Genomic DNA, 14,050 nt, shown 5'->3' on the forward strand with positions numbered 1-14,050 from the left:
CTGTGGTCATCGTGTCTGCTCGGTGCCGGCGCGGTCGGCCTCCGGCAGGGTGGACGGGCCGGGGTTCGCCGGCGGCTCGGGTGCCAGGGTGAAGGAGATGCGGGTGCCGTCCTGGTACGCGGTGTCGACGCCGATGGTGCCGCCGTGGAATTCGACGATCTTCTTGCACATCGCGAGGCCGATGCCGCTGCCGGAGTAGGCGTCCTTGGTGTGCAGCCGTTGGAAGATCACGAAGACCTTGTCGGCGTATTCCGGAGCGATCCCGATGCCGTTGTCGGTGACGGTGAACCGCCACAGTTCGTCTTCCCGGACCGCCGTCACATGGATTTTCGGCGCTTCGCCGGGGCGGCGGAACTTGACGGCGTTGCCGATCAGGTTCTGCCAGAGCATGCCCATCTGGGTGGGGTCGGCGACCAGGGTCGGCAGCGGATCGTGGGTGACCGTCGCTCCGGCCTCCTCGATGCCGACGCTCAGCGCGGACAGGGTCCGCTCCAGCACCGTGTCCAGGTCGACGCTCTGGTGGGTGTTGTGCATCCGTCCGACCCGGGAGAAGTCGAGCAGGTCGTTGATGAGGACCTGCATACGGTTCGCGCCGTCGACCGCGAAGTCGATGTACTGGTCGGCCCGGGTGTCGAGTTGCCCTCCGTAGCGCCGCTGGAGGAGCTGGGTGAAGCTGGAGACCTTGCGCAGCGGCTCCTGAAGATCGTGGGAGGCGACGTACGCGAACTGCTCCAGCTCCGCGTTGGAGCGCTGAAGGTCCGCGGCCTGCGCGTCGAGACGCTGACGCGCCTCTTCGCTGAAGGCCAGTTCCCGTACGAGACGGCGGCGCATGAACTCGATCTCACCGCTGAGGCGCCGCAGGTCGGCGGGGCCGGTCGGGGAGATGGGGTGGTCGAAGTCGCCGTCGGCGATGGTGCGGGCGTCCGCGCCGAGCTGATCCAGCGGCCGGGTGATGCCGCGGCGCAGTCCTTCGAAGACGAAAGCGGTGAGGACGACGACGAGCACCGCGGCGGCGCCGAAGACCACGTTCCGCAGGGCCATCGTGGCCATCAGGTCGTCCCTCGCCCGGACGCGCTCCGCGCGCAGCCGCTCCTGCTGCGCGCTCAGGGCGGCACGTACGTCGTCGAAGGCCTTCTTGCCCTCCGCTGCCCGTTCGGTGGCCAGCGGTGAGGGTGAGCCGGCCGGCGAGGCGGCGATCGGCCGCGCGATCCTCTCCTGCCACGTGGCCAACGCGTCCTGCACGGCCTTCAGGTCGTCCAGGCCGGCCCGGTCGCCGACGAGCAGCTCGGTGAGTTGCGCGATGCTCGACTTCTGCTCGGCCAGGCCCTCCTGGTAAGGAGTGATGAAGTCCGCAGTGCCGGTGATCCCGTAGCCGCGGATCCCGGTCTCCTGGTCGAGAAGGGCCGACTCCAGCCGGATCGCCGTGGTCAGCGCGGGAGACCGCACGTCCACGAGGTCCCTGCTGATCGACTCGGTCCGCGCCAGGACCCATGCTCCCGTGACACCGAGAAGTGCCAGAACCGCCAGGGACGCGGCCGCGCCCACGCGAAGCCACCGCCGGGTCGTCCACGTGGAAAGCCACCGCGTACGCGGTGGTCTCTCACTGCCGGTCATTCTGTGGAACTCCTCGCTGCGAACATTTGCCCGAAGGCAACGGTCAGGACACTCTAGACGGCGACAACGCTTGTTGTCGCGAACTCCTCGCGGACCATAGAGTGCCAGGTATGCCAGGCAAGAACTTCGATCTGCGGACCAGTCCGCAGGAGACGTCCGTCATCGCGGACGCCGCGGTCGGCAACCTTGCCCAGCGCCTTGCCCACCGGCTGCTGGACAGGCCTCAGCAACCGGCACCGGACGATCCGGCACAGGCCCTGGCCCTGCTCCACCTGCTGGACCAGCTCCAACAGGCCGCCGAACGGCTCCAGCGGGAAGCAGCCGTGGCTGCCGCCCGCGCGGGAGCGGGCTACCCGCAGCTCGGCGCCGCCTGCGGCCTGACCCGCCAAGGCGCCCGGCGCCGCTGGCCGGGGCTCTTTCACCACTCTGACGAGACACCCACGGAGCATCCGATGATGACCACCCCCGCCCGCCCGTTCGACGTCCTGCTCGTCGAGGACGACGTCGCCGACGCGATGCTCATCGAGGAGGCCCTCTCCGAGCGTGGAGCGCGCAACCTGGTCCAGGTCACCGACGGAGTCGCCGCTCTGGAGCACCTGCGTACCCCGGGCAACCCGCGGCCCGACCTCATCGTCCTCGACCTGAACATGCCGCGCATGAACGGCCGCGAGCTGCTGAAGGTCCTCAAGAACGACGAGGACCTGCAGACCATCCCCGTGGTCGTCCTCACCACGTCCACGGCCCCCGGCGATGTGACCGACGCATACAGCAGCCACGCCAACGCCTACGTGACCAAGCCCGTCAACCTGGACGAGTTCGAGCAGGCCGTCCAGAGCATCGACGCCTTCTACCTCGACACCGCCACCCGGCCCCGCCCCTGAACTCCCGCCCCCTGAACCCCCGCCCCCGAACCCCCGCCCCCGAACCCCGACCACGCCCGCCCACCGGAATTCGGGTGCGGGCGGTCGGCGCGGTGGTGTGTCATCGGGGGTATGGCGATGGTGCTGGGCAAGCCGGAAGCCGACGGGCTGAGCGAGGCCGTGGGCGCGCTGCGGGAGTGGCAGTGCGACGGGGCGCCGACGCAACTGCATCCGGGGGACCTGGGCTGGTTCTGGCGGTTCGGTGCGCAGGCGACGGCCGCGGCGGTCCGGACCTGGAGCCGGGACGGACGGATTCTCGCCGTCGGACTGCTGGACGAGCCCCGGCTGTTGCGGCTGACGATCGCCCCGGACGCTCGACGGGACGAGGAGCCGGCGCAGCAGCTGCTCGATGACCTGACCGAGCCCGAGCGCGGCGTACTGCCGGCGGGCAGGGTGTCCGTCGAGGCGCCGACGGGCGCACTGCTCCAGGATCTGCTGCTCGAGCACGGCTGGCACGCCGACGAACCGTGGACGCCGCTGAGCCGCGACCTCACGCGGCCGGTGAAGGATCCAGGCCTACGGATCGAGGTGACCGGGCCGGGGCCGGGGCAGGTCCCCGCGCGGACCGCCGTACAGCGGGCGGCGTTCGACAGGTCGACGTTCACGGACGAGCACTGGCACGCGATGGCGGCCGGATCGCCGTACGCCGACGCCCGGTGTCTGGTCGGGTACGACGCCCGGGACAACGCGGTGGCGGCGGTGACGGTGTGGTCGGCCGGTCCGGGAAGGCCCGGCCTGCTCGAGCCGATGGGCGTGCACCGGGAACATCGCGGTCACGGCCATGGCAGGGCGATCACCGTCGCCGCGGCGGCCGTACTTCGGGAACTCGGTTCGTCGAGCGCGATCGTCTGCACCCCGAGCGCGAACGTGGGCGCCGTCGCCACCTACAGGTCGGCCGGCTTCCGGCAACTGCCCGCGACCCGGGACCTGTACCGGGACGCCTGAGCCGCATCGCACGACCGTGGGCGGGGTGCCGGAACCGAGAGCGTCTCGCCGGTGGTTCATCCGCGTTCGGCACCGATTCCGTGGCCGCAGGGCAGTATGCCGACGCTGTCACTCGTCGCATCATGGACACATGGGAACGGGGACCGACAGCGATCCGGACGGCGTCACACGCGGTGAAGAGGACACGAGTACCAGCGTCGGAGCGGACCTGCTCGACTTCCGTTCCGGGCTGTTCCACGGCGAGGTGGTGGCCAAGAAGGTGGAACACCACTATCACCACGTCCCGGGCCCGCTGGCGTTGCAGTCACTCCCCGGCCCCGCAAGAGGATTCGTCGGACGCGACCGTGAACTACGGACACTGCTGGATTCGCTGGACCCCGACGAACCGGCCCGCGGTGCCGTCCTGGTGTCCTCGGTCACCGGGATGGGTGGCGTCGGCAAGACCGCGCTCGCCCTGCAAGCCGCGCACATGGCTCAACACCGCGGGTTCTTCCCTGCCGGAGTGGTCTTCCTCGACCTGCACGGTTACGACGACGTCCCGGTGGCCCCGGAGCAGGCGCTGGAACAGCTTCTGCTGGCACTCGGTGTCTCTCAAGACCACGTGCCGGCGAGCGCCGACGCACGAGCCGGGCTGTACCGGTCGGTGCTGGCCGAGGTTGCCGAGAAACAAGGTGCACTCCTGGTCGTCGTGGACAACGCCTCCCATTCCTCCCAGGTGAGACCGCTCCTGCCGGGCCGTCCGGGGCACCGTGTCCTGGTCACCTCCCGCGATGTCCTGGCACAACTCGGCGCGCAGATGCTGCGGTTGGGGGTGCTTTCTCCGGAGCATGCGGTGGAGGCGTTGGCTACGGCACTCGGATCGGCGGACCCGACCGACGCGCGCATCGCAGGGGATCCCGACCAGGCGCGCCGACTGAGCGGCTTGTGCGGACACCTTCCGCTCGCCCTGCACATCGCCGCCGCGCTCCTCGTCAACGACCCCTGCAAGCCGGTCGCGGAGCTCGCGGACGAGCTCGCCGACAGGGCGACCCGCATCGACTGCCTGGACGACGGTGAGCGAGCGATGAGGGCGGCCTTCGACACGTCGTATCGACGCCTGGGAGACGACCCGGCACGGTTGTTCCGCCTGATCGCCCTCGCGCCCGGATCCGAGGCGGGGCCGGAAGCGCTCACCGCGCTCGGCGGGGCGTCGCCCGCCCCGCGGTCGCTCGATGTCCTCGTTCGGGCCCACCTGATCGAGACCGGCAGCAGCCGTGGTCGCTGGCGTATGCACGACCTGGTGCGCGCATACGGTGTTTTCAGGACCCGGGCAGATGCCACCCTCGCCGCCGACGGGCAGGCGGCGCGAGCCCGGTTGCTCGGCCGGTTCCGGCAGCGCGTCGCCGACAGCCACGCGTATCTCCAAACGGTTCCCGAGCGGCCCCGAGCCGGTGGATTCACCGACCGGGGCGAGGCGCTGCGCTGGCTGGACACGGAACGCGAAGGGCTGGTCGCGGCCTCTCAGTGGGCCGCCGATCCGGAGCACGCCGAGAGCGGAGTGCGCTTCGCGCTCAGTCTGAGCCACTACCTGGCCTGGAGGCACCACTTCGACGACGCCGCAGAGGTGTACCAGCACGCAGCCAAGGGCGCCCGCCTGCTCGGCGACCGGAGCTTCGAGGGAATGGCGTACGACAATCTCGGGATAGCCCTTCGCTACCTGAGACGAGGGGAAGAGGCGATCGGCGCGCACCGGCGCGCTCTGGAACTCTTCCGCGCGCTCGGAGCGCTGCGCGAAGAGGGCACCGCGCGGTACAACCTGGGCAACGCCCTGCTCGAAGCCCGCCATTTCGACCAGGCCCTGGAGGCGTTCCAGGAGGCGGACAGCCTGCTGCGTGCCTCGGGAGCCGTTCGCACCGCGGCCATGACGCAGAACGGACTGGGCGTCCTGCTGTTCAGGACGGGGCACTTCGCCGAGGCCCTGACACATCTCGACGCGGCCCGGGTCGCGTACCGCTCGCTCGGGGACACGATCATGGAGGCCATCTCCACCAACAACCGGGCGCGTGTCCTGCGGGGTCTGGGACAGCTCGACGCCTCGCTCCACGACCACACGCTGTGCGTGAGGTTCTTCCAGACGCTGGGCCATACCGAGCGCGCGGCCAGCGCGCGCAATGACCTCGCACTCACTCTCCATGCCATGGGCAGGTTCCCGGAAGCGATCGAGCACCACACCGAGGCGCTGGTCTCCCTGAGGCAACAGCAGGAGCAGTACCGCGAGGCCGTGATCCTCAACGATCTGGGGAACACGCTGCGGTCGGCAGGGCGTCACCAAGACGCCGTCCGGTGCCATGAACAGGCTCTGACGCTGTTGCGCGACGTCTTCTTCGACGCCTATGGACAAGCCTGCTCGCTCGACCTCTACGCCGCCGCCGTACTCGCCGTCGGCGGGGCCGAAGAGGCGGTGCGGGCCTGGCGGGAGTCGGTTGTCCTGTACCGGCGGGCCGGTTCCGACGATGCTGCCCGGGCGGCGATGCGACGGATCACGGCTCTGGGCGTTCCGGTCGAGTCCGTCGGCTCGGAGGCAGGCGATGACTGAGCTGGCCCGGACCGCCTCGGTCGTCTTCCTTCAGCCCATCACCTTGTGCAACCTCGACTGCTCGTACTGCTATCTCCCCGACCGATCCGCTCGCAGGCGCATGTCCGTGGAGGTGGCCGATGCCGTGGCGCGTGCGGTGACCGATTGGTCGTCCGCGCATCCGGTGCGTGTCGTCTGGCACGGTGGGGAGCCGCTCGCGCTCGGCGTGCCACGCTTCACCGAACTGCTCGGACGGTTCCGGAACGGCCACGGCCGCGTCACTCACGCCGTGCAGACCAACGCCACACTCATCGACGACGCATGGTGCGAGGTGTTCACCCGCCGACGGATCGACGTGACGGTCAGTCTCGACGGCCCGAGGCAGGCGAACCGAGCTCGGACCACCCGCGCCGGGCGGGAGAGCTTCGACCTCGCTCTTCGTGGTATCGCGGTACTGCGACGCCATGACATTCCTTTCGGGGCGATCGCAGTGGTCGAGGACCCCGATCCCGCCGTCGCGGCGGAGTTGTACGACTGGTTCGTGGCACTCGGGTGCCGGTCCCTCGGCATCAACATCGTGGAACGCAAGGGTGTCCACACCGGGAGCCAGGTGGACGACGGGCGGGTCACCGCCTTCTGGTCCGCTCTCGCCACCCGCTGGAGAGCCGACCGGCGTCTGCGGATAAGGGAGTTCGATCACGCGCTCCGCTATGTCTCGGCGACACTGACCGAAACGGCCGCGCGACGAACGCAGGCCCACCGCGACCCCATGCCCATGATCGGCTGGGACGGCGAAGTCACGTTGCTGGGACCGGACCTGGTGGGATTCTCCTCCCGGCGCCACGGCCCGTTCACCGTGGGCAACGTCACGGACTCCGACCTCACCGACCTGGTACGACGCGCGCCGCAAGCCGCCTGGGTGGCCGAGAGCATTCAGGGTATGGCAGCGTGCCGGGCGACGTGCGACCACTTCGCCTACTGCCTCGGCGGGCAGCCGGCGAACAAATACTTCGAGACGGGACGGTTCGACGTCACGGAGACCGCGTACTGCCGGAACAGCAAGAAGCGACTCATGGAAGGACTGCTTCGTAGTGTCGGACACACCTGAAATCGGCGAAAGCCTGTCACAGCGCATCGAATCTCACCGGGCCGCCCTGTCGTCCTTGCTGGCTCAAACCGGCTTGCTGGCTCAAACCGGCCTCGAGTCGTCCGCCGCCCCGGCCGCGGGTGCGGCTCCACGGGCGGACGTGCTGGTCTCCGCCGCCGAGGACCCCTGGCACGACGGACGCGGGAACGACGACAAGGACGAGGAGGAGGAGAAGGAGAAGGACGAGACCGAGTAGCCGCTTCACTGCCGTCGCGGCAGGCCCGGGACGGCGACGGAAACTTTCGGTACGTGGCGGAGAAATTGACAGGAAGCGGCGCGCCGCGCCTACTCGATCGTGATCGTCCCGCTCCGCCTGAACCGACCGGACCGGCTCCGTCGGAACCTCCGGCGGGTCACACCAGTGAAAGGACTCGATGAGGGTGTCGAGCAGGCCCGAGAAGACCGAGACCGTCGACAACCCGGTGATTCCGGGCTTCCATCCGGATCCGTCCGTGTGCCGGGTAGGGGAGGACTACTACCTGGCCTGCTCCAGCTTCGAGTACTTCCCGGGAGTACCGATCTTCCACAGCCGGGACCTGGTGCACTGGACGCAGCTCGGGAACGCCCTCGACCGGCCGAGTCAGCTGCGCCTGCCGCTCGACACCCCGTCCTCGGGCGGCGTCTACGCCCCCACGCTCCGCCACCACGACGGCCGCTTCTGGCTGATCGTCACGAATGTGAGCGCCGACGGCAATCTGCTGGTCACGGCCACCGACCCGGCCGGTCCCTGGTCCGACCCCGTCCGGCTGCCCAAAGTGCACGGCATCGACCCGGACCTCGCCTGGGACGAGGACGGCAACTGCTGGTGCACCACCGCCGGAGTCGGGCAGATCCGCATCGATCCCCACACCGGGGAGACGTTCGGCCCGCAGCGCCGGCTCTGGTCCGGCAGCCCCGGCGCCAAGGCCCCGGAAGCACCGCACCTCTACCGGATCGGCGACTACTGGTACCTGCTCATCGCCGAAGGCGGCACCGAGCGCTGCCACAGCGTCTCGATCGCCCGCGGCCGCACACCCACGGGCCCGTTCGAGCCGTGCCCGGCCAACCCGATCCTGACCCACCGGGGCACCGACCATCCCATCCAGAACACCGGCCATGCGGACCTGGTGCAGGCGCCCGACGGCTCGTGGTGGATGGTGCTGCTCGGCGTACGGCCGGGCGGTGGCTCCCCGGGGTGGCATGTACTCGGCCGGGAGACGTATCTGGTGCCGGTCGACTGGGTGGACGACTGGCCGGTCGTCGGTGAACTGTCCACCTCGATGCCCGCACCTCCCTGGCCGTTGCTGCCGCAGCCTGAGTTGCCGGACCGGGACGACTTCGAGTTGAGTGAACTCGCCCCGTTCTGGGTCTCGTTGCGGCACCGACCGCCGGAGGTGTGCACGACGAAGGAGAAGCCCGGCTGGCTCACCCTGCGGGCCCGCGGCGGATCGCTCGACGACACCGACGTGACGTTCGTCGGCCGGCGCCAGCAACACATGTCGTGCCGGGTGCGCGTCCTGGCCGACGTCGCGGACGGCCGCGGGGGCCTCGCCGTCCGCCTCGACGAGCAGCATCACTACGACATCGAGGCCTCGTCCGGTGAGGTGCGGGTGCGGGCCCGCATCGGTCCGTCGGACACCGTGGTGGCGTCCCGGTCGACACCCCCCGGTCCCGTGGTCCTCCGCATCGAGGTGGCCGCCGTGCACGCCGTGCACGATGCCCGCACCGGCCCGGACATCGTCACGTTCGGCATCGAGGAGCCGGACGGCACCTTCGTCGAACTGGCCTCACTGGACGGGAAGTACCTCTCCACGGAGGTCGCCGGCGGCTTCACCGGCCGAGTGATCGGCATGTTCGCCGGCGACGGCGCCGTCCACTTCGACTGGTTCGCGTACGAGCCGGTCGATCGCTGACCCGCCCCGGGTCCGAAGCCCCTCAGACGAGGAGTTCGCGCAGGAGCAGGTCCGCGTCCAGAGGGACGGACAGGGCTCGTCCGGCGAGGCCGGCGGGGACCTCGGGGTGTTCGGGGTTGACCCGGACGAGTCGGGCCCGAGGCGTTCGGCGCACCAGGTTCTCCATGGGGCGCCGGATCACGCCGGGGGTGTTGAACCCGGCGCCGATCTCCACGACGAGCAGGTTCCCGTCGTCGGGGTTCCGTTCGAGCCAGCGGGCCAGGTGCCGGCCGGCGGGCAGATGGGCGTCGTCGACGAACTCGGGGCCGACCCGGACGTTGGGGAAGACCTCCCCGCCGCAGTGGGGGCAGCGCGGCAGGGCCTCCTCGTCGCGCACGCGACCGCTCTCCCGGTCGTACGCCGCGAGGACCGCGTCGAGGAACGGCTTGCTGGACCAGGTCTCCCGCGTGCAGGGCACGGTGCACTGGAGACGGCCGTAGTCGCCCTGGGGGGTGAAGACGCGGTCCGCCGCGAAGCCGTTGCGGACGAACAGCGCGTCGACGTTCGACGTCATCACCCGGTGGTCGCGGTCGCCGACCAGTTCCCGCAGCCGCTGGTAGAGCGGGTTCGGACCGCTGCTGTAGCGAATGTCGTCGATGTGGACGGCCCAGTAGCCCCACATCATGTCCCTCGGCAGAGGCACCCCGAGCAGGTAGCGCGAGCGCAGGCCGAGGCGGTGCAGTGCGGGAAGCAGTTGCCCGAAGCGCTCGGCGTCGCCGTAGTCGTAGCCGGCGGCCGCGCTGAGGCCGGCACCGGCCGCGACCAGGATCCGGTCCGCCTCTCCCAGCCAGGCGCGGAACGTGTCGGCCGCCTCTGCTGCGGAGCGAGGGAGCTTGCTCGTGGTGCTCACGACTGCGGGGTCCTTCCCATCCGTGGCCTTGTTCGAGGCCTGTTCGTGGTTCTGTTCGTCGCCTTGTTCGTTGCCTTGTCTTTTTCCGTCACTCAAGGCGCCCCTGTCTGCGGGACACCTTCAACGTACGAGGAAGGCGAGATGTCATCGGGATACACTTCTGACTGATGATGGCCAAAAACCGACAGGGTTCCTCGCGAGAGATTCCCGAGGTCCCCTTCGCCGCGCCGGCCGGGACGCCCGCCGGCGTCGAGGTCATGTCGCTGGCCGACCTGCGGGGGCGGGTACCGGAGCGCATCCTCACCCGGCCGCAGCGTCCCGACTTCCACCATCTGCTCGCCCTGACGTCGGGAGACCTCCGGCACACGGTGGACTTCGCCGGTCATGTCCTGCGGCCGGGCTCCTGGTTGTGGGTGCGCCCCGGGCAGGTGCAGCAGTGGGGCGACCTGACCATGGCCGAGGGCACTTTGATCCTCTTCCGGCAGGAGTTCCTCGACGCGGCCACCGCGACGGCGGCCCGCATCGACGACCCGCACGCACCCGTCGTCAGCACCCCCGTCGCCGAGGACGCCGAGGCGCTCGACCTCGCGGTGGAGCACCTGAGCCGTGAGTTCCGCGCCCTCGGCCACCTGCCCCTGGATGTGCATCTGGCCGCCCTCCGCCATCTCCTGGCGGTCCTCGTGCTGCGTCTGGCCCACCTCACGGTCCCGGTCGGCAGCCTCGCCCCGGAGCCGGACGAGACCTACCTGCGCTTCCGGGACGCTGTCGAGCGGCACTTCACGCGCACCCGCCGCGTGGAGGACTACGCCCACATGCTCGGCTACTCCGCGCGCACGCTCGCCCGGGCCACCCTGACCGCTGCCGGGCTCAGCGCCAAGGAGTTCGTGGACCGCCGGGTCGTCCTGGAGGCCAAGCGGCTGCTCGCGCACAGCGACCGGACCGCGGCCCAGGTGTCGGACCAGTTGGGCTTCGCCCATCCGTCCCAGTTCAGCAAGTACTTCCTGCACCGGGTCGGTCGGTCCCCGATCGACTTCCGCACCGTCGTCCGCGGTCGTGCCGAGGACCACGGGCCGGGATGAGCGGAGAAGGGTCCCGTCGGGCTCGGCGCCCTACCGGGGTGCGTCGGAAGGCCGGGTCCGCGGGGCGAGGGCGCGGCGGTAGGCGCTCTCGTCGGCGTCCTCGTAGACGGTGAACACGACTCGATCGAACCTGCCGGGGCGCTCGTCGAACCAGTCGGCGACCGTTCGCAGGGCTACGAGGGCGGCCTCGTCCTTGGGGTAACCGAAGACGCCGGTGCTCACCGCGCATAGGGCGACGGTGCGGATCGTCCCGACCTCGGCAGCCAGGTCCAGACAGGCGCGGTAGGACGAGGCCAGCGCCCGCGCGTCACCGGCGCGGGGCCGGCCGTCGACGATCGGGCCGACGGTGTGCAGGACGTGGCGGGCGGGGAGATGGTAGCCGCGAGTGATCTTGGCGCCGCCGGTCGGTTCGGAGACACCCTGCAAGGTGACGACGGTCTGGCAGTCGTCGCGCAGGCGGGGCCCGGCTGCGTGGTGGACGGCGTTGTCGATGCAGGCGTGCAGGGGATGGAAGCAGCCCAGCAGGGCGCTGTTGGCGGCGTTGACGACGGCGTCCGCCGCGAGGGTGGTGATGTCGCCCCGCCACAGCGCGGTGTGCCGGGCCGCCGGAAAGGCGGTGCCGGGGAACTCCTCCTCGATCGTGGGCAGATGACCCGCCGGGACACCCGGCCGCAGCCGGCGTTCCGTCCCGAGTACCCGGTCCACGGCCTCCTCGGCGCCCTCGGGCAGGGGCCCGGGAGCACGGACGGTCAGCACGGCACGCAGGAGCCGGCGCGCCGTGGCCGCGTCGGCGTGCCGGAGATCCCGCGGGGAGCCGACTCGCAGGCCCAGTTGCGACATGGCCCGGTCGGTGCCGAGCAGGCGCAGCGCCGTGCGCACGTGCTCGTCCAGCTGATCGGCCGGGGCGGGGGCCGCGGACGGTAGGAAGGGTTCGTCCAGGGCGACGGCCTTGCGGTAGGCGGCCAGCGGCAACGCCGAGGGGCGGCCCTCGATCCTGGCATGGTCGGTCCAGGCGTCCGTCCGGGCGTCCGTCCGGGCGGGATCGCTGAACCGCGGCCGAGAAGTGGTCATGGAACGGCTCCGGCTGGTGCGGTGGATCGGTGAACGGGACGGGCGGCGGGGGAGTGCCCGGCCCCGGCATGGGCGCGACGCTGCGCCCCGGCCGGCAGTCGGTGCGGACCCCGTCAGAACAGACCGTTGGCGTGGGGGAGTTCGGCCGGGACGGGGGCGATGACGTCCCAGTGCTCGACGATCTTGCCGTCGGCCACGCGGAAGAGGTCGTAGTAGGCGACCGGCACCCCGAACTCGCCCTCGGACTGCACCAGGACGAGATCTCCCTCGGCGATGACCCGGTGGACCTCGGTGTAGACGAGGTTCCTGCCCTGCTCGGCCCATCGCGCGGCGGCCGCGCCGAAGCCGTCGAGCCCGTCGGCGGCCTCCGGGTTGTGCTGGTGGTACGTCTCGGTGGAGACGTAGTCGGTCAGGACCGAGTAGTCGGCGCCGACGAGCACCTTCGCCGCGAACTCCGTCACCAGGGCGCGGTTGGCCTCGGTCCGGTCGGCGTCGGTGGTCTCGGCGGGACCGTCGGTCTGGGAGCGGCCCGAGACGGTGTCCTTGACGTACGGGGTCAGGGCGTCCCAGTGCTCGGCGAGCCTGCCGTCGGCGACCCGGAAGACGTCGAAGCCGACGAGCGGGTCCGGGCCGAAGCCGTGGTAGGTGCCGTGCAGGGCGACCAGGTCGCCGTCGGCGACGACCCGGGCGTTCTCGTAGCGGAAGTCGGCGCCGAGACCGGCGACCAGCCCGCGCAGCGCCTGCGGGCCGTCGGCCGCGAGGGAGCTGTGCTGTGTGTAGTCGGCGGCGACCCAGCGGTCCACGGCGGAGGGGTCCTTGTCGCCGAACAGCTCGGTGGCGGCCTGGAGGACCGTGTTCTTGTTGTCGCTCATGACTGTCTTCCTTGTCGGCGGTGGCGCGGGGTGATGTGTTCAAACTAGGCCGACACGGAAGGGTTGCCGTCGCCTTTTGGCGACCTGTGATGGTCAAAAAGTGACATCACTGCGGTACGCGGCGCCGGTGACGTCGCGGGAGGTGCCTCGCGCCGGTCAGCCCCGGATCGCGCGGACGACGTCGGCGAGCGGGGTGGCGGGGCGGCCGGTGAGGCGGGGCACGGCCTCGCCGACCCCGTCGAGCTCACCGGCGGCGACGGCGGTGTAGGTCGACACCCAGGCGTCGAGCTGCCAGCGCGGCGCGCCGTAGGAGGCGCGGGAGGCGTACGCCTCCTCGACCGTCTCGGGCAGATAGGTGACGGTGCGGCCCTGCGTCTCGGACAGGATCACCGCGGCCTCGGCGAAGCTCAGGGAGTCGGGACCGGTCAGGTCGTACACGCTGCCGGCGTGCTCGGCCGGGCGGGTCAGCACGGCGGTGGCGGCGTCGGCGACGTCGTCCTGCGAGACGAACGCGGCACGTCCGTGCCCGGCCGGACCACGGATGACGCCGTCCTCACCGGCCAGGTCGGGGACGAACTCCGCGTAGAGGTTGTCGCGCAGGAACGTGTACGACAGGCCGCGCGCACGGATGTGTTCCTCGGTGTGGAAGTGGTCGCGGGCGAGGGTGAAGGTGGCGTCCGGCGCGGCGCCGAAGAAGGAGAGGTACACGAGGTGCTCGACCCCCGCCTCCGCCGCGGCGTCCACGAAGGTCTTGTGCTGGACGAGCCGGTCGGGGCTCTCCGAGGCGGACACCATGAACACGGTCCGCGCACCGTCCAGACCGCGCAGGACGGCGTCGTGGTCGCCGTAACCGCCCTGGACGGGTGTGGCGCCGGGCAGTTCCGGTGCCCGCTCGGGGCTGCGGACCAGCATCCGCTGGGCCACTCCCCGCGCGGCCAGGCGACGGGCGACGCGACCGCCGAGTCGGCCCGTGGCTCCGGTGACCACCAGGGTCGGTCGGGGTGATCCGGTCATGCTGACATCACTTCCGTCGGGTCGGTGCGGGTGGTTGACGCCGGTGTATTGAA

Annotated in this window: 12 protein-coding genes; 7 read left to right on the forward strand and 5 right to left on the reverse strand. The window is 70.7% G+C overall.

The window, feature by feature from the left end:
* Nucleotides 1-6: 6 nt before the first annotated feature.
* Entirely contained in the window at nt 7-1,614 is a 1,608-nt protein-coding gene (locus OG933_RS38490; RefSeq protein WP_362521369.1) for an ATP-binding protein, read from the reverse strand.
* A 110-nt stretch (nt 1,615-1,724) separates the two neighbouring features.
* Here OG933_RS38490 and OG933_RS38495 point away from each other — a divergent pair, with 110 nt between their 5' ends.
* The 6 genes from OG933_RS38495 (at nt 1,725) to OG933_RS38520 (ending at nt 9,072) form a co-directional block, all read left to right on the forward strand.
* Complete coding sequence (locus tag OG933_RS38495) at nt 1,725-2,495, forward strand: response regulator (protein ID WP_362521372.1); 771 nt, start codon at nt 1,725-1,727, stop codon at nt 2,493-2,495.
* A gap of 111 nt (nt 2,496-2,606) precedes the next feature.
* Nucleotides 2,607-3,479 (forward strand): GNAT family N-acetyltransferase, encoded by an 873-nt coding sequence (locus tag OG933_RS38500; RefSeq protein ID WP_405631626.1) that lies wholly within the window; start codon nt 2,607-2,609, stop codon nt 3,477-3,479.
* 130 nt (nt 3,480-3,609) lie between these two features.
* Complete coding sequence (locus OG933_RS38505; protein ID WP_405631627.1) at nt 3,610-6,054, forward strand: tetratricopeptide repeat protein; 2,445 nt, start codon at nt 3,610-3,612, stop codon at nt 6,052-6,054.
* A complete protein-coding gene (gene amcB, locus OG933_RS38510) occupies nt 6,047-7,141 on the forward strand; it encodes a cyclophane-forming radical SAM peptide maturase AmcB (protein WP_362521381.1) in 1,095 nt (364 codons plus the stop codon). The genes OG933_RS38505 and amcB overlap by 8 nt, the downstream gene beginning before the upstream one ends.
* Before the next feature lie 73 nt (nt 7,142-7,214).
* Nucleotides 7,215-7,376, forward strand: coding sequence for a hypothetical protein (locus OG933_RS38515; protein ID WP_362521384.1), 162 nt, complete (start codon nt 7,215-7,217; stop codon nt 7,374-7,376).
* A gap of 178 nt (nt 7,377-7,554) precedes the next feature.
* On the forward strand, nt 7,555-9,072 hold the full coding sequence (locus OG933_RS38520; protein ID WP_405631629.1) for a glycoside hydrolase family 43 protein: 1,518 nt from the start codon (nt 7,555-7,557) through the stop codon (nt 9,070-9,072).
* Nucleotides 9,073-9,094: 22 nt separating this feature from the next.
* Here the strand turns inward: OG933_RS38520 and OG933_RS38525 are convergent, their stop codons facing one another.
* Nucleotides 9,095-9,961, reverse strand: a complete 867-nt coding sequence (locus OG933_RS38525) for an NAD-dependent protein deacetylase of SIR2 family (RefSeq protein WP_362521391.1) — start codon at nt 9,959-9,961, stop codon at nt 9,095-9,097.
* 167 nt (nt 9,962-10,128) lie between these two features.
* Between OG933_RS38525 and OG933_RS38530 the strand changes: the two genes are divergently transcribed.
* On the forward strand, nt 10,129-11,040 hold the full coding sequence (locus OG933_RS38530) for a helix-turn-helix domain-containing protein (protein ID WP_405631632.1): 912 nt from the start codon (nt 10,129-10,131) through the stop codon (nt 11,038-11,040).
* Nucleotides 11,041-11,070: 30 nt separating this feature from the next.
* Here OG933_RS38530 and OG933_RS38535 read toward each other — a convergent pair whose 3' ends face one another.
* From OG933_RS38535 to OG933_RS38545, 3 genes are all read right to left on the reverse strand, one after another.
* Nucleotides 11,071-12,111, reverse strand: coding sequence for a macro domain-containing protein (locus tag OG933_RS38535; RefSeq protein WP_405631635.1), 1,041 nt, complete (start codon nt 12,109-12,111; stop codon nt 11,071-11,073).
* A 113-nt stretch (nt 12,112-12,224) separates the two neighbouring features.
* Nucleotides 12,225-12,983 (reverse strand): nuclear transport factor 2 family protein, encoded by a 759-nt coding sequence (locus OG933_RS38540; RefSeq protein WP_362521400.1) that lies wholly within the window; start codon nt 12,981-12,983, stop codon nt 12,225-12,227.
* A gap of 156 nt (nt 12,984-13,139) precedes the next feature.
* Nucleotides 13,140-13,997, reverse strand: a complete 858-nt coding sequence (locus OG933_RS38545; RefSeq protein ID WP_405631637.1) for an SDR family oxidoreductase — start codon at nt 13,995-13,997, stop codon at nt 13,140-13,142.
* Between the last annotated feature and the right edge of the window lie 53 nt (nt 13,998-14,050).

It is taken from the genome of Streptomyces sp. NBC_00016 (assembly GCF_045040885.1).
GTDB classification, from domain to species: domain Bacteria; phylum Actinomycetota; class Actinomycetes; order Streptomycetales; family Streptomycetaceae; genus Streptomyces; species Streptomyces coriariae.